Origin of the sequence: Roseomonas sp. KE2513 (assembly GCF_016107305.1) — a bacterium.
Taxonomy (GTDB): Bacteria; Pseudomonadota; Alphaproteobacteria; order Acetobacterales; family Acetobacteraceae; genus Roseomonas.
On the sequence record NZ_RCVR01000025.1, the window covers coordinates 1 to 16,704 of the forward strand.

Here is a 16,704-nt window from a genome sequence, read left to right on the forward strand (position 1 = left end):
TGACATAGACATCGAAACTTTCCTAGGCGTTCTAGTTCTTGCGCCGAACCACGTGCGACGCGAGGGCGCGCAACAGGTCTGCACGGTCGTCGAAATTGTCGAGATGCGTCACGGCCTGGTCCACCAACCGCTCCGCCTGTGCGCGGGCGCGCTCCGGCCCGAGCAGTGAGAGGAGCGTGGCCTTACCCGCCCCCGCGTCCTTGCCCGTGGCCTTGCCGGCCTCCTCAGGCGTCGCGGTGAGGTCCAGCAGGTCGTCGGCGATCTGGAAGGCGGCCCCGACCTCGCGCCCATAGGCCGCGAGGCACTGGCGCTGATGAGCCCCGGCCTTCCCGAGAATGGCTCCCGCCTCGGCCGAGAACTCGATCAGCCGCCCGGTCTTGAGAAGCTGCAACCGGCCCACCGCCGCCTCGTCCAACGGGGTGGTCGCCTTCTCCGCCATCATGTCCAGCATCTGCCCGCCGACCATGCCGCGCGGCCCGGCCGCGAGGGCTAGGTGAAGGCACAGCTCGGCCCGTACGGCCGGGTCGGAATGCGTCTCGGGGGCGGCCAGCACCACGAAGGCCTGGGACTGCAGCGCGTCGCCCACCAGGATCGCCGTCGCCTCGTCCCAGGCGCGGTGGACGGTCGGCTTGCCGCGGCGGAGGTCGTCGTTGTCCATCGCCGGCAGGTCGTCGTGGACGAGGGAATAGGCGTGCAGCATCTCCACCGCCGCCGCGACCCGCAGCGCGGATTGCGGTGCCACCCCGAACTGGCGCGCGGATTCCAGCACCAGGAAAGCCCGCATCTTCTTGCCGCCGCCCATGCAGGCGTAGCGCATAGCCGCGAACAGGGCGCGCTCGTCCCCTTCCTCGGCCGGAAGGAGGGCGTCCAGCGCCTCGTCCACCTCGGAAGCGGCGGCGGTGAGCGCCGCCTTGAGCCCGGCGTCCTCTGTCGTATCGGTGCCCGCCATCGCGCTCATTCCACGTCCCTCAGGGTCGGGCCAGCCGCACCGGGCACCAGGGCCTGCACGCGGGCCTCGGCCTCGGCCAGCTTGCGGTCGCAATGGGCGCGAAGGGCGGTGCCGCGCGCATAGGAGTCCATCGCCTCCTCCAGCTTCGCCTGCCCGCCTTCCAGGCGTCGGACGATCGCTTCAAGCTCGTTCATCGCCTCCTCGAAGGAGAGGCTCTCGACCTCGGGGGGGGTGGATTGGGTCATCGGGAATTCCGGTGGTCAGGCATGCATGAGGGCGCGGACATGGGCCGCCGTGGACCGTCCGAGCGCGGGGAGGTCGTAGCCCCCTTCCAGCATGGAGACCACCCGCCCGCCGCAGACGCGCCCCGCGAGATCGCAGATCGCCCCGGTCAGCCAGGCGAAATCTCCCTCCACCAAGCGGAGATTGGCGAGCGGGTCGGCACGGTGGGCGTCGAAGCCGGCGGAGATGATGATCAGGCCAGGCGCGAAAGCCTCCACCGCCGGCAGGATCTCGCGCTCCCAGATCCGCCGGAACCCGACGCCGTCCGTTCCGGGGTCGAGCGGGGCGTTGAGGATGTTCCCCACCCCCGTCTCCGAAGCCGCGCCGGTGCCGGGATAGAGTGGCATCTGGTGCGAGGAGGCGAGCATCAGCGAGGGCTCGTTCCAGAAGGCCGCCTGGGTGCCGTTGCCGTGGTGGACGTCGAAGTCGAGCACCGCAACCCGCGCCACCCCGTGCACTGCCTGCGCGTGCCGCGCCGCGATGGCGGCGTTGGCGAAGAGGCAGAAGCCCATGGGCGTATTGGGCTCCGCGTGGTGCCCTGGGGGGCGGACCGCGCAGAAGGCACGCGGGAACTCGCCGCGAATTACGCTGTCGACTGCCTCGACCCCGGCACCGGCGGCGCGCAGCGCGGCCTCGGCCGAATAGGCGTTCACGGAGGTGTCGGCGTCGAGATGGATCCGCTGCCCTTGGGCCGGGCGGGTGAGGAGGATGCGGTCCACATGTTCCGCCGGATGCACGCGCAGGAGCTGTTCCCGCGTCGCCTCGGGCGCCGAGGCACGGACGAGCGTGGAGAACTCCTGCGCCTCCAACGCCTGTAGCACGGCCCGCAGCCGGTCGGGGCATTCGGGATGGCCCGGTCCATTGTCGTGCTTGAGGCAGGCCGGATGCGTGAGAAGCAGCATCAGCCTTCCCCCTTCCCAGCCGGTTCCGCATCCCGCTTGCGGAGCGTGTAGCTATAGACCCCGTCGCTCTCGCTGAAGGAAACCAGGGCGTGGCCGGTCTCGCGGCAGAAGGCCTGGAAGTCGGCGACACTCGCGGCATCCGTCGCCAGCACCGTCAGCCTGGCGCCGGCCGGCAAGGCCCGCAGCGCCTTGTTCGCCTTGAGCACCGGCAGCGGACAGGTCAGCCCCTGCACGTCCAGCAGGTTCTCCCCCCCGCCCGCCTTTGCGGCCGGGCTGGAGAGGCGCTTCGGGCCCGGTGCCGGGCTGTTGGGAGGCATTGCCATGGGGCCGGCCAATCCACCACCGCGGACCTCACAAGTCCAGGGTCGCGCGCGACGCGGCCGTGAACGCGCCCCCGCTGGACGGCGCGGCGCGGCCCCGGCATTCATCGGGCATGGCGATAAAGCTCGGCGTGGACCTTGGCGGAACCAAGACGGAGATCGTCGCGCTCGATCCCGGGGGCGAGGTGCTGTTGCGGCGCCGCGTGCCCACTGGGCAGGGATATGAGGCAATCATCGAGACCATCGCCCGCCTGGTCAGGGAAGCCGAGGCCGAGCTGGGAAAGACCGGCACGGTCGGCGTCGGCATTCCCGGCAGCATTAACCCGCGCACCGGCCTCGTCCGCAACGGCAACACCCAGGCGCTCAACGGCCACCCACTCGACAAGGACCTCGGCGCCCTCCTTGGCCGCGAGGTGCGCGTGATGAATGACGCCAACTGCCTCGCCATGAGCGAGGCCGCCGACGGCGCCGGCGCGGGCTACCCCGTAGTCTTCGCAGCCATCCTCGGCACCGGATGCGGCGGCGGCTGGGTGGTGGACGGCCGCCCGCTCGACGGCCTGAACCGCGTGGCCGGCGAGTGGGGCCACACTCCCCTCCCCTGGATGCGCCCGGACGAGTTTCCCGGCCGCGCCTGCTGGTGTGGTCGCAGTGGCTGCCTGGAAACCTTCCTCTGTGGCCCTGCCATCGCCGAGGACACGGACGGACCTGGCCACCGCGACGCGGGCAAGGTCGAAGCCCGCGCCCTGGCGGGTGAGCCCGCGGCCCAGGCCGGCCTCGCTCGCCACGCGGATCGCCTCGCGCGCGCCCTGGCTCTCGTCGTGAACATCATGGATCCCGACGTCATCGTGCTCGGCGGCGGGGTGTCGAACTACGGCCACCTTTACCGCGACGTGCCGGACCTCATGGCGCCCTGGATCTTCGGGGACTCAAAGGCAGTGAACCTCGTTCGGGCGAAACACGGCGACAGCTCCGGCGTGTTCGGCGCCGCTCGTCTCTGGGACAAGGGCTAGCGCCGGCGAAGCTCTGGTCAGCGCTGGTTACTCCGGGAGAGAAAAGGAGAATTCTTCCTCCGCCGCCCCCCTCCAAGGTCGCCCGCACCGGTCGCATGAAGCGACTCGGCACCCGTGCTATGATCCCGCCATGCCCTCCCTCTGCCGGGACTGCTTCGCGCGCCCTGAGGACCACCAGCGCCGCTGTGCGGCCTGCGGCTCGGCGCGGATCGCGCGCCACCCGGAGCTCTTCGGCCTTTCCGTTGCCCATATCGACTGCGACGCGTTCTTCGCGAGCGTAGAGAAGCGCGACCGGCCGGAACTCGCCAGCCGGCCGGTGATCGTCGGCGGCGGGCAGAGGGGCGTGGTCTCGGCCGCCTGCTACGTCGCCCGCACGCGCGGGGTGAAGTCCGCCATGCCGATGTTTCAGGCACTGCAAGCCTGCCCGGACGCGGTGGTGATAACGCCGGACTTCGCGAAATACGTCGCCGCCTCCCGCCAGGTGCGGGCGCTGATGGAGGAGCTGACGCCGCTCGTGCAGCCGATGTCGATCGACGAGGCTGTGCTCGACCTCTCCGGCACCGAGGCCCTGCACGGGGCCCCGCCGGCAGTGGCGCTGGCCCGCTTCGCCCGGCGGGTGGAGCGGGAGGTGGGTGTAACGGTCTCGATCGGCCTCGCCCCCAACCGGCTGCTGGCGAAGATCGCGGTGGAGCGGGATAAGCCCCGGGGCCTCGCCTGCATCGGAGCGGCCGAGGCCGCCTCGCTGCTGGCGCCCGAGCCGGTGACGATCCTGCCCGGCGTCGGCCCCGCCTTCGCGGCGAAGCTGGCGGCGCTCGGCTACGCGACCCTCGGGCAGCTCCAGACGCTGGACCCGCGCGAGGCCATGCACCGCTTTGGCGAGGACGGCGCCAGCCTTGTCGCCCGCGCGCGGGGGGCGGACAGCCGCCCCGTGAACCCGGAGCGGGAGACGAAATCCATCTCCGCGGAGACGACCTTCGAGCGCGACCTCTCGGCGCTCGCGGAACTGGAGCCGTTTCTCTGGCGCCTCTGCGAGAAGCTCGCCCGGCGGCTGGCCGAGAAGGGCTTTGCGGCCGGGGGCGTTGTGCTGAAGCTCAAGACGGCCCGCTTCGCCCAGCGCACGCGCAACCTGCGCCTGCCGGGGCCAAGTGCGGTGCCGGAGACGCTCTACGCCACCGCCCGCTCCCTACTGGCGCGCGAGGTGGACGGCACGTCCTTCCGCCTGATCGGCATCGGCGCCGCCCCGCTGGTGGAAGCTGCCTCCGCGGACCGGGGCGACCTGGCCGACCCCGAGGCGCCGCGCCGCGCCGCCCGCTGGGCCGCGATGGAGGCGCTGCGGGCCCGGTTCGGGGAGGGCGCGGTGCTCGCCGGCCGGGGCCTGGCCGCCCGGCGCTGACCCCTCAGCCGCCGATACGGCCGACGATGGTGGCGATGAGCAGCCCGATGCCGATGTCGAGCAGCACGAAGAGCGCCGCGCGAGCGCCGCTGATCCGGAGCGCCCGCTGGGCCACGAACCACTCCATCCAGAGCGCGTAGGCGAAGGAAGCGAGGGTCAGCAGGCCGGCCAAGGCCGGCGGCAGCACCGAGCCGAGCAGCGTGCTCAGCACCAGCACCGCGTATTGCGCGAGGTTCGCCCAGTTCCAGGCCGCGACGAAGAGCGGCCAGAGCGGCCCGCGGCCGGAGGCGTCCACCAGTAGGAGGGAGGCGAGCGGAAAGGCCACCCAGCCCAGCACGTAGCCGATCAGCTCCACCGGCAGGCCAGCGCCGAGAAGGGCATCGTTGCCCAGCGATCGGATGAGCAGGAAGGGCAGCAGGCAGATGGCGCCCGCCCAGAAGGAGCGCGCAGTACCCTCCATCGAGAGTAGGGCGTAGCGCAGCCCCTCCTCCCGCCCCATGGCGAGCAGCCCGGCCGCCCGGATGCCGGCGGCGACCTGCTCCTCCGTGCTGACCCCGGGGGCGCTCAGCCCAGGCACTCCCGGATGACGGCACCGTAAAGGGAGGAGAGGCGGCGCAGCTCCTCCACCGGGGTGCACTCGTCCAGCTTGTGCATGGTGGTGCCGACGGCGCCCAACTCCGCCACGGGGCAGAGGCGCGTGATGAAGCGGGCGTCGGAAGTGCCGCCGCCCGTATCCAGCACGCCCTCCTCCCCGGTTTCTTCCCGCACTGCGCGCTGCAGTGCCTCGACGAAGGGGCCGGGCTTCGTCAGGAAGGCGTCGCCGGAGGAGGAGAAGGATGCCTCGTGCCGCGGCGCCTCCTCGGCCAGGATGCCGCGGATCAAGGCCTCCAGGCTCGCGGCCGTGTGGGTGTCGTTGAAGCGGATGTTCATCCGGGCCACCGCGCGCGCCGGCACGATGTTCCCGGTGGGATTGCCGACATCGACGGTCGTCACCTGCAGCGTGCTCGGCTGGAACCACTCCGTGCCGGCGTCGAGCGGCGCCTCCGTCAGGCGGTGCAGCACACGGACGAGGCGGTGGATCGGGTTGTCCGCCCGGTCGGGGTAGGCGACGTGGCCCTGGATACCATGCACCGTGATCTCGGCGGAGACGCTGCCGCGCCGCCCGACCTTGATCGTATCCCCCAGCCGCGCGCGGCTCGTCGGCTCGCCGACCAGGCACATGTCGGGAATGATCCGCTTCTCCTCCATCCAGTCGAGGACGCGGGTGGTGCCGTCCGTCGCGACCCCCTCCTCGTCCCCGGTGATGAGGAAGGAGAGGGTGCCGCGGTTCGCCGTGCCGTCGGCGACGGCGTCGGCCGCGGCGGCGAGGAAGGCGGCGACGCCCCCCTTCATGTCCACCGCGCCCCGTCCGTAGAGAACGCCGTCCTCCACTGCGCCCTCGAAGGGCCCGTGGCGCCATCCCTCACCCGGCGGCACCACGTCGGTATGCCCGGCGAAACACAGATGCGGCCCGTTCCCGCCGGAGCGCCGGATGGCAAAGAGGTTCTCCACCTCTCCGAAGCGCAGCCGCGTGAGCTCGAAGCCGAGCGGCGCGAGCGTCCCCTCCAACACCGCCAAGGCCCCGTCATCCGCGGGGGTAACGGAAGCGCAGCGGATGAGGGCCTGCGCGAGGGGAAGCGGGTCCGTCGCCATCAGTCGCGCAGCAGCTCGTTGATCGAGGTCTTCTCCCGCGTGCGGGCGTCCACGCGCTTGACGATGACCGCGCAGTAGAGCGAGGGGCCTGGCGTGCCGTCCGGCAGCGGGCGGCCGGGCAGGCTACCCGGTACCACCACGGAGTAGGCGGGCACGCGGCCGGTGAAGACCTCGCCCGTCGCGCGGTCGATGATCTTTGTGGAAGCGCCCAGGAACACGCCCATGGAGAGCACCGCACCGCGCTCAACGATCACGCCCTCGGCCACCTCGGAGCGGGCGCCGATGAAGCAGTCGTCCTCGATCACCACGGGATTTGCCTGTAGCGGCTCCAGCACGCCGCCGATGCCGACGCCACCCGAGAGGTGGCAGTTCTTGCCGATCTGCGCGCAGGAGCCGACCGTCGCCCAGGTATCGACCATGGTGTTGCGGTCCACATAGGCGCCGAGGTTCACGAAGCTAGGCATCAGCACGACGCCGGGCGCGATGAAGGCCGAGCGGCGGACGACTGCGCCAGGCACCGCGCGGAAGCCCGCCTGGCGGAAGTGGTTGTCGCCCCAGTCCGCGAACTTCAGCGGCACCTTGTCGTAGGCGCCCGCCGCGGTGTCGGTGACCACGCTGTCCTCCAGGCGGAAGGAGAGCAGCACCGCCTGCTTGAGCCACTGGTTGACCCGCCAGCCGCCCTGCCCGTCCGGCTCCGCCACCCGCGCCTTGCCGGAGTCGAGCGCCTCGAGCGCGGCCTCCACAGCGTCGCGGTCCTCGCCAGCGGTCGCGGGAGAGAGGTCCGCGCGGCGCTCCCAGAGCGCCTCGATGCGGGGCTGGAGGGTGGAAAGTTCCATGGGTTCGTCCTGCATGCGGGGCGCGGCCCCCTTCGCCCGGCGAGGCGGCGCTGTCAACGCGGCCCGATTCACCCCTTCTTCATTCAAGGGGCACCATCTTCCGTGTGGGCAGGTTACCTTCTTCGGGCGGGACGCGCCCGAAAACTGGAGGCGTTGATGGATGCCATAATGGCGTTCGCGCCCCGTCGCCTCGATGACATGGGCCGGGCGCGATTGGCGGAGCGGGTCGATACCCCGCCCGAGATCCTGTTCTTTCTCGCAAACGACCCTGCGACCAACGTACGCGCGGCCATTGCGGCGAACGCCGCCACGCCTGCCCTGGCCGACCAGGTGCTGGCGCGCGACATCGAGCCGGGCGTGCGCCGGGTGCTGGCTCGCAAGCTCGCCGCCCTCTCCCCCATGCTCGACCCCGAAGCGAGCGACCGGAACCGGCGGGTGCACTGGGAAACTCTCCTCCTCCTCGTGCGCGACGACGCCGTGCCGGTCCGCGCCGCGGTCGCCGAGTTGGTAGCGGAGCAGCCGGACGTGCCGCGCGCGCTGGTGCTGCGCCTCGCCCACGACATCGCCATGACGGTGGCCGAGCCGGTAATCCGCGGCTCCCCGCTGCTCGAGGAAACGGACCTTCTCGCCCTCATCGCCGATCCGCCGGCGCCGGAGACGCTGGCCGCCGTCGCCCGCCGCCCTAACCTTTCCGAAGCCCCGTCGGACGCGATCGCGGCGCGCGCCGACGGGCCGGCCGTCGCCGCCCTGCTGGCGAACGCCACGGCCCGCCTGCGGGAGGCGACGCTGCTCGCAATCGCCGAACGCTGCGCGGACCAGAAAGCCTGGCAGGCCGCCCTGGTCCGCCGCCCGGCGCTCAGCCCGGCCGTCCTGATGAGTCTCCAGGGTCTCCTCGCGGAGGAGGCGCTGCGCGTGCTGCTCGCAAGGCCTTATTTCAGAGCGCGCGCGCCCAGCCCGATCGATGAGGAAGATCATGCCGCCCCCTCGGGGCCGGGCGGGCTGGACGAGGGAAGCTTCGTCGCCGCGGCTCGGAGCGGCGCGCTGAACGAGTGCGGGCGCATCCTCGGGGCCCTATGCGGCCTGCCCGCGGGCGCCGTGATCCGGGCACTAGAACGGCGGGAGGCGCCGGTGCTCGTCGCGCTCTGCTGGAAGGCCGGACTCTCGCCCAGCACCGCCGTCTTCGCCCAGATGCGACTGACGCGCAGCCAGCCGAACGAACTCCTCATCCTGCCTGGCGGCATCTGGGCGATGCAGCCCGCGGCCATGCAGGCGCTGGTCGGCAATCTCCTGAGCGCTGGCTGACCCGCCGGCCAGGGATCAGGGCTTGATGAGGGTTCCCGGCCCCTCGGCGGTGAAGAGCTCCGCCAGCACCGCGTGCGGCACCCGGCCGTCGAGGATGACCGCGCCCTGCACGCCTTGCTCGATCGCGTAGATGCAGGTCTCCACCTTCGGGATCATGCCGGCCGAGATCCAGCCGGCGCGGATGCCCTCTCGAACCTCGGCGACCGTCATCTCCGGGATATGCACCCCGTCCGGGCCGCGCACGCCCGGCACGTCCGTCAGCATCAGCAGCCGAGCGGCGCGCAGCGCCCCCGCGATGGCGCCGGCCGCCGTGTCAGCGTTGATGTTGTAGGTCTGCCCGTCCTCGCCCACACCCACGGGAGCCACCACCGGCACGATGTCCGCGCCCATCAGCAAGGAGAGGACCTTCGTGTCCACGTGCTCGGGCTCGCCGACGAAGCCGAGGTCGAGCACGCGCTCCACGTTGCTGCCGGGGTCGCGCACGGTCCGCTGCGCCTTGCGGGCGCGGATCAGGTTGCCGTCCTTGCCCGAAATGCCTACCGCGATCACGCCCGCCCGCGTGATCGCCTCGGCCACCTGCTTGTTGACGCTGCCGGCGAGGACCATCTCGACCACGTCCACCATCTGGGCATCGGTCACGCGCAGCCCGTTGATGAAGGTGGACTGCACGTTCAGCCGCTTGAGCATGGCGTTGATCTGCGGCCCGCCGCCATGCACCACCACGGGGCTGACGCCAACCTGCTCCAGCAGCGCGATGTCGCGGCCGAAGCGCAGCGCGCTCTCCTCCTCGCCCATGGCGTGGCCGCCGTACTTCACCACCACGACCTGGTCGTCATAGCGCTTCAGATAGGGCAGCGCGCCGGCGAGGATGGCCATCTGGTCTTGCGCGTCGGTGTTCATGGCTGTTCCAGAAAGGCGTGTCGGCGCGGCGCGAACCGCGGCGGGGGTGGTAAGCGGCAGGCCACGGCCCGGTCAACCCGTGCCGGGCCGCGCGGTCAGCCGGCCATCGCGATCTCGGCCAAAGCGGCACGCAGTTCGGGGATGCCCGCGCCCTTGGCGGAGGAGGTGGTCAGCACCACCGGATGCGCCGCGACGCGCTTCCTCACGATCTCGGCCATCTCGGCCTGTCGCTTGGCGAGGCGAGAGGCAGGCTTCGCGTCGTCCGCCTTCGTCAGTACGATCTGGAAGGGAACCGCGGCCTCGCCCAGCAGATCCATGGCGGCGCGGTCGCCGTCCTTCGTCTCGATCCGCGCATCCATCAGCAGGAACACCCGACGCAGGGTCGGCCGCCCACGAAGGTAGTTGAACATCAGTCCCTGCCAGTCCGCCTTCACCTGCTTGCTGGCGGCCGCGAAGCCGTAGCCGGGCATGTCCACGAGCGTGAGGCGGGAGGGTCCCTTCCCCGGCGCGTCGCCCGGCGCGGGCTCGCCGGCCATGAAGAAGTTGAGTTGCCGGGTGCGGCCGGGCGTGTGCGAGACGCGGGCGAGGCCGTGATGCCCCGCCAGCGCATTGATCAGCGAGGACTTGCCGACGTTCGAGCGCCCGCAGAAGGCCACCTCCGGCGCGTCCGTCGGGGGCAGGCCTTCCAGCTGCTGGGCCGCGAAGAAGAAGCGGACGGGGCGGGCGAAGAGCAGCCGCCCGGCCTCCATCAGCGCCTCCTCCTCCGGGCTCCGATCCCGGGTCGGTGCATCGCTCACGTCGGGGCTCACGTCCGGGCCAGGGCCTTCTCGTTGGCCCGCGCGATCCGGTCCTCGCGGCCGATGTAGTACTGCTGCGCCACGGAGAGGAGGTTGTTCCAGGACCAGTAGATCACGAGGCCGGCCGGGAAGCTCGCCAGCATGAAGGTGAAGATGATTGGCATGAAGCCGAAGAGCTTCGCCTGGATGGGGTCGGGCGGCGTCGGGTTCAGCTTGAACTGAATCCACATCGTAATGCCCATGATGATCGCCCAGGCCGGCATGTGCAGGAACAGCGGCGGGTCCCAGGGGATCAACCCGAACAGGTTGAACAGGTTGGTCGGGTCAGGCGCCGAGAGGTCGTGGATCCAGCCGAAGAAGGGCGCGTGCCGCATTTCGATGGTCACGAAGAGCACCTTATAGAGCGAGAAGAAGACCGGGATCTGCAGCAGGATCGGCAGGCAGCCCGCAGCCGGGTTGATCTTCTCGGCCTTGTATAGCGCCATCATCTCCTGCTGCATCTTCGCAGGGTCGTCCTTGTTGCGCTCCTTCAGCTCCTGCATCTTTGGCCCGAGCGTCTTCATCCGGGCCATGGACTTGTAGGACTTGTTGGCCAGCGGGAAGAACAGGATCTTCAGGGCGATCGTGAAGATGAGGATCGCCACGCCGAAGTTGCCGGTCAGTTTGAACAGCCAATCCAGCCCGTAGAAGAACGGCTTGGTGATGTAATAGAACCAGCCGAAGTCGATCGCCTTGTCGAAATCGGTGATGCCGAGGCCCGAAGTGTAGGAGTCCAGCAGGTGCACCTCCTTCGCCCCCGCGAAGAGGCGGGTGGCGAAGCCGGCCGTCGCCCCGGGCGCGGCCGAGACGGGCGCGACGGGGCTGAAATCGACCTGCCAGCGATCCTGCCCACCCTCGCTCGTGTGGCGGAAGGCGGCGCGGTCGCGACCGGCCTGGTCCACGGGCGCGAGGGCTGCGAGCCAGTACTTGTCCGTGAAGCCTGCCCAGCCGCCGGCTCCCTCCTGCTCCAGCGCGGGGGCGCCGTTGCGGCGCGCCGCCTCGGTCTTAGCGTCGGCATACTTCGTCTCGCGCAGGCGGCCGTCGAGCACGCCCACGAAGCCCTCGTGCAGGATGTAGTAGCCGGCGACGACGGGCGTGTGCTCGCGGCGCACCCGGGCCCAGGGCAGCACCTGCACGGGCTCGGCGCCCGTGTTCACCACGCGCTGCTCGGCTGTCACCATGAAGTTCTGGTCGAGGGAGAGCGCGATCTCGAAGCGCTGGCCCTGCCCGTTGTCCCAGCGCAGCGTGACCGGCGTGGTCGGGGTCAGCGTGCCCTCGGCGGTCCAATCGGTGTTCGGACCGGGCACGGCGGTGCGGCCGTCGGCGGCGGTCCAGCCCCACTGGGCGAAATAGGCCGCCGGGTCCTCGCGGGGGGCGAGGACGCGCACGTTCGGGCTGTTGGGCTGGATCGTCTCGCGGTAGTCGCGCAGCACGAGGTCGTCGAGGCGCGCGCCGCGGAGGTTCACGCTGCCCTCCACGCGGGCGCTCTCGATACGCAGGCGCGGGGCCGGCGTGGTGGGCGCGCCGTCATTGCCGCCGGTGCTGGCAACGCCGGCCGGATTCAGGGCGGTGTTGGCCTGGGGCAGCGGCGTGCTGCTCGTCTGGGACTGCTGGACGTTCTGCGCGGCCTGACGCTGGGCCTCCCGCGCGGGACGCTGCCAGAGGTCGAACATCAGCAGGATGCCGATCGAGATCGCGATCGCCGCGAGAAGTCGCTTGTTGTCCATCGGATCCGGCGTTCAGGTCTTCTTCGGAGGGGGCACGGGGTCGTAGCCGCCGGCGTTCCAGGGATTGCAGCGGAGGATCCGCCGGGCCGTGAGGGCGCTGCCGCGCAGCGCGCCGTGCTCGGACAGGGCCTCGATGCCGTAGGCGCTGCAATGGGGATGGAAGCGGCAGTTGGCGCCGATGAAGGGGCGCAGCGTGAACTGGTAGGCCCGTATGCCGAGCTTCAAGGCCTCGGCGACGGGATCGATTGATCGTGCGGTCATGAGGCGGTGCCGGCCGGCGCCGAGCCGGCGTTCCCGGGCATCACGCCCACCTGCCGGAGCGCCCCGCGCAGGTCGCCCTGCAACTGGGTGAAGGGGCGGCCACGGGTCTCATCGCGGCCGATCAGCACAACGTCCCAACCCGCCGGTGGCTCGGCGCCGAGGACGAGGCGCGCCGCCTCGCGCAGGCGGCGCTTGGTGCGGTTGCGCACCACGGCGTTGCCCACCTTCTTCGTCACGGTGAAGCCGAGGCGCAGGGGACCGCCCGTCCCGGGCAGGGCCTGGATCACCATTCCCGGCCGGGCGGCGCGCTTGCCGCGCTGGGCGGCGCGGAGGAAATCGCGCCGCTTCTTCATCCGGGGCAGCTTCATGGGTTTACCGCGCTGGGGCGCCATAGCCGGCACCCCATCCTTGGAGCCCTGGTTACCGGACCCTTGGGGCGCTCAGGCCGAGAGCTTCGCGCGGCCCTTGGAGCGGCGGTTGGCGATGACCTTGCGGCCGCCCACCGTCTCCATGCGGGAGCGGAAGCCGTGGCGCCGCTTCCGGACGAGCTTCGAGGGCTGATAGGTACGCTTCACGGCAGGTCGCTCCGTCTGGGTGCTGGCCGGCCTGGATCGGGGCGCGGCGGCTTGGTGGTGTCGCGTCGGGCCGGCGGGACCGGACCGCTTCCGCCTGGCATTCCGATCTTCCGGCCCCCCGGCCACCGGCCCCGCTGAGCGGGCACGGACGCGGGCGGCCGCGGCGGGGTGCCCGGCGCGGGTGGCGGTGTATAGGTAGAGGGCCGCTCCCGCGTCAACCAAAGCATGGGACCGGCCTTGCGCTCTGCCCCCTATCCTTCCAACAGAACCGCGTTATCCCTGCGGCCGCACCGGATGGGAACAGCATGGCAGAGACGGACATCGCCGTGATCGGCGCGGGGCCGACCGGGAGAGGCATCGCGGGCCTCGCCAGCGCCCTCGGCCTTCGCGTGACCCTTTTCGAACGCGGCCCGATGGGCGGCGAGGCGGCGGAGCCCGCGGTGGCCCAGGCGGCGCTGCGCGCGGTGGCGGCTCGCACCGCGGCCGGCGCGCTGGTGCCGGAATGGGCCACCGTCCGCGCAAGCATGGCCGAGGCAGCCGCCGACGCCGCCCCGGAATCCACCCAGGCGCGCTTCGAGGCCATGGGGGTGGAGGTCGTCCGCGCCGCTGCCCGCTTCGATTCGCCCGACACGGTGGCGGCCGCCGGCCGCGCCTGGCGTTTCCGCCGCGCCCTCATCGCCACCGGTTCCTCCCCCGTCGTCCCGGCGCTGGAGGGGCTGGAGACGGTGCCCTACCTCACCGCCGACACGGCCCATGAGCTGAAGGCGCTTCCCTCCGACCTGATCGTGCTTGGCGGCGAGGGCCCCGGGCTGGAACTGGCCCAGGCCTTCGGCCGCCTCGGCGCGCGCGCCTTCGTCGTCGCGTCCCGTATCGCCCCAGCGGCCGATCCCGACCTTGCCCGGGGCCTCACCAGGGCACTGGAACGGGACGGCGTGGTGGTGATCGACGGGGCGGAACCCGCCTCCGTGGAGCGAACCGCGGAAGGCGTGCTGCTGCGGCTCTCGGATGGATCGGCGCTCGAGGGCTCGCACCTCCTCGTCGCCCTCGGGCGCAGCCCGCATCTCGTGGGGCTCGACCTGGCAGCGGCCGGGATCGACGGCGCCGTGCCGGCGGTGGATGGCGGCTTGCGAGTGGCCGGCAACCGTCGGGTCTGGGCCGCCGGGGGCGCCATCGGCCGTCCGGGCGCGGGTGACTTGGGCATCCTCGCCCGCAGCATGCTCTTCCGCGTGCCGGGAGCCAGCCACCCGCCGGCGCCGGTCCGGGCCATCCGCACCGATCCCGCCCTGGTGGAGATCGGCGCTCCGTCAGAGGGCGACGAGACCCTCCGCTGGCCTCTCGCGGACACGGCCCGCGCCTCTGCCGAAGGCGCGGAGGGGCTTGTGACCCTTCGCGTGAACCGGCGCGGCCATCTCTCCGGTGCCGGGCTGCTCGCGCCGGGCGGGCTGGAGATGGCGGGGATGCTCGCCCTCGCCCTCGGCCGGCCGGTCTCGGACCTGGCGGCGGCCGCCCTGCCCCACCCCACCCTCTCCGCCGCCATCGCCCGCGCCGCGCTGGAACACCGGGCACCCGACCTCGCCCGCCCCGCGGTGCGCTGGCTGGCAGGGATTGCGAAGCGGCTGCCTTAGGCCTTTACCTTCGCGCCGCAACGAACCGGAATTCCTGGGTTATGACCAAGCTCCTGGAGGGCCGCACGGCTCTCGTCACCGGCTCCACCAGCGGGATCGGCCTCTCCATCGCCCTCGCCTTCGCGCGGGAAGGGGCCCGGGTGATGCTGCACGGCTTCGGCACGCCCGAGGCAATCAAGGCCGCGCGCGATGAGGTCGCGGCCATTCAGGGAGGCGAGACGCCCTATTCGGCCGCCGACATCTCGGACGCGGCCGCCGTCCGCGGGATGTGCGCGGATGCCACCGCCGCCCTCGGGAGGGTCGATATCCTCGTGAACAACGCGGGGATCCAGTTCACCAGCCCGGTGGAGGAGTTCCCGGAGGCGAAATGGGATGCGATCCTCGCGATCAATCTCTCCTCCAACTTCCACGCGATCAAGGCGCTGCTGCCCGGCATGAAGGCGCGGAACTGGGGGCGGATCATCAACATCGCCTCTGCCCACGGGCTCGTCGCCTCGCCCTTCAAGGCAGCCTATGTCACGGCGAAGCACGGGGTGGTCGGGCTGACCAAGACGGTCGGGATCGAGATCGCGCGCACGGGCGTGACCTGCAACGCCATCTGCCCCGGCTTCGTCCGCACGCCCCTGGCCGAGGCCCAGATCCCGCCGCTCGCCAAGCAGCACAACGTCTCGGAGGAGGTCGCCCTGACCGATTTCCTGCTGGAGAAGCAGCCGAGCAAGCGCTGGGTCGAGGTGGAAGAGGTCGCCGGCATGGCGGTCTATCTCTGTGGCCCGAACAGCGGCGCGGTGAATGGCGCCGCCCTCTCCATCGACGGCGCCTGGACCGCCTCTTGACCACGGCGGGGGCCGGCGAGGAGGGACTGCCGCCGATCGAGGGCACGCCGGCCTCCCCGGCCGTCGCGCGCCCCCAGGCGCCTCGGCGGATCAACCTCGCCCTGCAGGGCGGCGGTACCCACGGCGCCTTCACCTGGGGCGTGCTGCTGCGCCTGCTGGAGGAGGAGAGCATCGAGGTTGCCGCCATCTCCGGCACCTCGGCCGGCGCGATCAACGGCGCCGCCTTCGTGCAGGGGATGGCTGATGGCGGCCGCGCCGGGGCCCGGGCCCTGCTGGACAAGCTCTGGGGCGAGATCGGCGCGCGGGCGGCCTTCAGCCCGCTCCGGAACAACCCTTTCGAGCGGATCCTCTGGGGGCCGGATCTGAGCAACGGCTTCGCCTGGCAGGCCTTCGACGCCGTCACCCGCGCCTTCTCGCCCTATCAGCTCGATCCTTTTTCGTTGAGCATGAACCCCTTGAGGAAGGTTCTCGAGGCGGTGCTGGACATGAGCGTCCTCTGCGCCCACCCCGAAGCACCTCGCCTTTTCGTCACGGCCACGAATGTGCGCACCGGCAAGCCCCGCGTCTTCGCCCGGCACGAGGTCACCCAGGACGCCCTGCTGGCCTCCGCCTGCCTTCCCGCCCTGTTCCGCGCCGTCGAGATCGACGGCGAGGCCTTCTGGGATGGCGGGTTCCTGGGGAATCCGGCCCTCTGGCCGCTCTACGACAGCGGCGGGCCGCCGGACATCGTGCTCGTCGGCATTAACCCGCTGAACCGCCCGGACATCCCCCAGACGGTTCAGGACATCAACACGCGGGTGAACGAGATCAGCTTCAACGCCTCGCTGATGTACGAGATGAGGGCGATCGAGTTCGTGCAGCGCCTCGTCGAACAGGGCGTGCTCAAGCCGCCTCGGTATCAGCGCCTCTTCGTCCACCTTATTGAAGATGAGGAACGGATGAGGAAGCTCGGAATGAGCAGCAAGTACAACGGTGACTGGGACTTCCTGACCAGCCTGCGCGAGAACGGCCGTGCCGCTGCCGAGAGTTGGCTGGAGGAGAACCGCGACGCCCTCGGTCAGCGGGACAGCGTCGATCTTCGGGCCCGCTTCCTTTAATCCTTCGGCGCTGGTGACGCTGGGGGAGGAAGAAAGAATTCTTCCTCCTCTTAGACCCCTCACCATCATCCTTGTTCTTCAGGTTGAAGAGCTTGACGGGTGATGCGCCGCTAAATGCAGGAAGTAGGTCAGAAGAAGAACCGGCCCTCGATCACCGTAGCCGC

General features: G+C 71.0%; 19 protein-coding genes. 6 read left to right on the top strand and 13 right to left on the bottom strand.

Annotated elements, in window-relative coordinates:
- Positions 1–31 precede the first annotated feature (31 nt).
- Genes D9599_RS21060 through D9599_RS21075 form a run of 4 tightly spaced genes read right to left on the bottom strand, consistent with a single transcriptional unit; the run spans position 32 to position 2,375 of the window.
- A complete protein-coding gene (locus tag D9599_RS21060; RefSeq protein ID WP_232480746.1) occupies positions 32–958 on the bottom strand; it encodes a polyprenyl synthetase family protein in 927 nt (308 codons plus the stop codon).
- Positions 955–1,194: an exodeoxyribonuclease VII small subunit gene (locus D9599_RS21065; RefSeq protein WP_043829580.1), complete on the bottom strand. Its 240-nt coding sequence runs from the start codon at positions 1,192–1,194 to the stop codon at positions 955–957. Before D9599_RS21065 ends, D9599_RS21060 begins: the two co-directional genes overlap by 4 nt.
- A gap of 15 nt (positions 1,195–1,209) precedes the next feature.
- Positions 1,210–2,133: a histone deacetylase family protein gene (locus D9599_RS21070; RefSeq protein ID WP_198383268.1), complete on the bottom strand. Its 924-nt coding sequence runs from the start codon at positions 2,131–2,133 to the stop codon at positions 1,210–1,212.
- Complete coding sequence (locus D9599_RS21075; protein ID WP_232480756.1) at positions 2,133–2,375, bottom strand: sulfurtransferase TusA family protein; 243 nt, start codon at positions 2,373–2,375, stop codon at positions 2,133–2,135. The genes D9599_RS21070 and D9599_RS21075 overlap by 1 nt, the downstream gene beginning before the upstream one ends.
- Positions 2,376–2,566: 191 nt before the next feature.
- On the opposite strand from D9599_RS21075, the gene D9599_RS21080 reads away from it, so the two are divergent.
- Together D9599_RS21080 and D9599_RS21085 are read left to right on the top strand one after the other, a co-directional pair.
- Positions 2,567–3,463: an ROK family protein gene (locus D9599_RS21080; protein WP_198383269.1), complete on the top strand. Its 897-nt coding sequence runs from the start codon at positions 2,567–2,569 to the stop codon at positions 3,461–3,463.
- Between the two features lie 130 nt (positions 3,464–3,593).
- Positions 3,594–4,856: a DNA polymerase IV gene (locus D9599_RS21085; RefSeq protein ID WP_198383270.1), complete on the top strand. Its 1,263-nt coding sequence runs from the start codon at positions 3,594–3,596 to the stop codon at positions 4,854–4,856.
- A gap of 4 nt (positions 4,857–4,860) precedes the next feature.
- Here the strand turns inward: D9599_RS21085 and D9599_RS21090 are convergent, their stop codons facing one another.
- From D9599_RS21090 to dapD, 3 genes are read right to left on the bottom strand one after another with little or no spacing between them, the layout of a single operon-like run.
- Entirely contained in the window at positions 4,861–5,433 is a 573-nt protein-coding gene (locus tag D9599_RS21090) for a hypothetical protein (protein WP_198383271.1), read from the bottom strand.
- Complete coding sequence (gene dapE / locus D9599_RS21095) at positions 5,421–6,548, bottom strand: succinyl-diaminopimelate desuccinylase (protein WP_198383272.1); 1,128 nt, start codon at positions 6,546–6,548, stop codon at positions 5,421–5,423. Before dapE ends, D9599_RS21090 begins: the two co-directional genes overlap by 13 nt.
- Positions 6,548–7,384, bottom strand: coding sequence for a 2,3,4,5-tetrahydropyridine-2,6-dicarboxylate N-succinyltransferase (gene dapD / locus D9599_RS21100; RefSeq protein ID WP_198383273.1), 837 nt, complete (start codon positions 7,382–7,384; stop codon positions 6,548–6,550). Before dapD ends, dapE begins: the two co-directional genes overlap by 1 nt.
- A 168-nt stretch (positions 7,385–7,552) precedes the next feature.
- Here dapD and D9599_RS21105 point away from each other — a divergent pair, with 168 nt between their 5' ends.
- Positions 7,553–8,686 (top strand): DUF2336 domain-containing protein, encoded by a 1,134-nt coding sequence (locus tag D9599_RS21105; protein WP_198383274.1) that lies wholly within the window; start codon positions 7,553–7,555, stop codon positions 8,684–8,686.
- A gap of 15 nt (positions 8,687–8,701) precedes the next feature.
- On the opposite strand, the gene argB is transcribed toward D9599_RS21105, so the two are convergent.
- The 6 genes from argB to rpmH form a co-directional block, all read right to left on the bottom strand.
- On the bottom strand, positions 8,702–9,586 hold the full coding sequence (gene argB / locus D9599_RS21110) for an acetylglutamate kinase (protein ID WP_043829564.1): 885 nt from the start codon (positions 9,584–9,586) through the stop codon (positions 8,702–8,704).
- Positions 9,587–9,681: 95 nt separating this feature from the next.
- Positions 9,682–10,383: a ribosome biogenesis GTP-binding protein YihA/YsxC gene (gene yihA, locus D9599_RS21115; RefSeq protein ID WP_375373062.1), complete on the bottom strand. Its 702-nt coding sequence runs from the start codon at positions 10,381–10,383 to the stop codon at positions 9,682–9,684.
- Positions 10,384–10,391: 8 nt separating this feature from the next.
- Entirely contained in the window at positions 10,392–12,149 is a 1,758-nt protein-coding gene (gene yidC, locus D9599_RS21120; protein WP_198383275.1) for a membrane protein insertase YidC, read from the bottom strand.
- A gap of 12 nt (positions 12,150–12,161) precedes the next feature.
- A complete protein-coding gene (yidD, locus tag D9599_RS21125; protein WP_232480747.1) occupies positions 12,162–12,410 on the bottom strand; it encodes a membrane protein insertion efficiency factor YidD in 249 nt (82 codons plus the stop codon).
- The gene (gene rnpA, locus D9599_RS21130; protein WP_232480748.1) at positions 12,407–12,778 is read right to left on the bottom strand and encodes a ribonuclease P protein component; all 372 of its coding nucleotides are present in this window, start codon (positions 12,776–12,778) and stop codon (positions 12,407–12,409) included. The genes yidD and rnpA overlap by 4 nt, the downstream gene beginning before the upstream one ends.
- A gap of 72 nt (positions 12,779–12,850) precedes the next feature.
- A complete protein-coding gene (gene rpmH / locus D9599_RS21135; protein ID WP_043829560.1) occupies positions 12,851–12,985 on the bottom strand; it encodes a 50S ribosomal protein L34 in 135 nt (44 codons plus the stop codon).
- Positions 12,986–13,290: 305 nt separating this feature from the next.
- On the opposite strand from rpmH, the gene D9599_RS21140 reads away from it, so the two are divergent.
- From D9599_RS21140 to D9599_RS21150, 3 genes are read left to right on the top strand one after another with little or no spacing between them, the layout of a single operon-like run.
- Positions 13,291–14,610 (top strand): FAD-dependent oxidoreductase, encoded by a 1,320-nt coding sequence (locus tag D9599_RS21140; protein ID WP_198383276.1) that lies wholly within the window; start codon positions 13,291–13,293, stop codon positions 14,608–14,610.
- A gap of 41 nt (positions 14,611–14,651) precedes the next feature.
- Positions 14,652–15,443 (top strand): 3-hydroxybutyrate dehydrogenase, encoded by a 792-nt coding sequence (locus tag D9599_RS21145; RefSeq protein ID WP_198383277.1) that lies wholly within the window; start codon positions 14,652–14,654, stop codon positions 15,441–15,443.
- Positions 15,440–16,540: a patatin-like phospholipase family protein gene (locus D9599_RS21150; RefSeq protein ID WP_232480749.1), complete on the top strand. Its 1,101-nt coding sequence runs from the start codon at positions 15,440–15,442 to the stop codon at positions 16,538–16,540. The genes D9599_RS21145 and D9599_RS21150 overlap by 4 nt, the downstream gene beginning before the upstream one ends.
- The last annotated feature ends 164 nt before the right edge of the window (positions 16,541–16,704 follow it).

Excerpts from the sequence above, each read along its gene's own strand:
- D9599_RS21070 (WP_198383268.1), bottom strand. The coding sequence starts at position 2,133 with ATGCTGCTTCTCACGCATCCGGCCTGCCTCAAGCACGACAATGGACCG.
- D9599_RS21105 (WP_198383274.1), top strand. The coding sequence starts at position 7,553 with ATGGCGTTCGCGCCCCGTCGCCTCGATGACATGGGCCGGGCGCGATTG.
- D9599_RS21140 (WP_198383276.1), top strand. The coding sequence starts at position 13,291 with ATGGCAGAGACGGACATCGCCGTGATCGGCGCGGGGCCGACCGGGAGA.
- argB (WP_043829564.1), bottom strand. The coding sequence starts at position 9,586 with ATGAACACCGACGCGCAAGACCAGATGGCCATCCTCGCCGGCGCGCTG.
- dapE (WP_198383272.1), bottom strand. The coding sequence starts at position 6,548 with ATGGCGACGGACCCGCTTCCCCTCGCGCAGGCCCTCATCCGCTGCGCT.
- rnpA (WP_232480748.1), bottom strand. The coding sequence starts at position 12,778 with ATGAAGCTGCCCCGGATGAAGAAGCGGCGCGATTTCCTCCGCGCCGCC.
- D9599_RS21065 (WP_043829580.1), bottom strand. The coding sequence starts at position 1,194 with ATGACCCAATCCACCCCCCCCGAGGTCGAGAGCCTCTCCTTCGAGGAG.
- dapD (WP_198383273.1), bottom strand. The coding sequence starts at position 7,384 with ATGGAACTTTCCACCCTCCAGCCCCGCATCGAGGCGCTCTGGGAGCGC.
- D9599_RS21080 (WP_198383269.1), top strand. The coding sequence starts at position 2,567 with ATGGCGATAAAGCTCGGCGTGGACCTTGGCGGAACCAAGACGGAGATC.
- D9599_RS21085 (WP_198383270.1), top strand. The coding sequence starts at position 3,594 with ATGCCCTCCCTCTGCCGGGACTGCTTCGCGCGCCCTGAGGACCACCAG.
- yidC (WP_198383275.1), bottom strand. The coding sequence starts at position 12,149 with ATGGACAACAAGCGACTTCTCGCGGCGATCGCGATCTCGATCGGCATC.
- D9599_RS21060 (WP_232480746.1), bottom strand. The coding sequence starts at position 958 with ATGAGCGCGATGGCGGGCACCGATACGACAGAGGACGCCGGGCTCAAG.
- D9599_RS21145 (WP_198383277.1), top strand. The coding sequence starts at position 14,652 with ATGACCAAGCTCCTGGAGGGCCGCACGGCTCTCGTCACCGGCTCCACC.
- yidD (WP_232480747.1), bottom strand. The coding sequence starts at position 12,410 with ATGACCGCACGATCAATCGATCCCGTCGCCGAGGCCTTGAAGCTCGGC.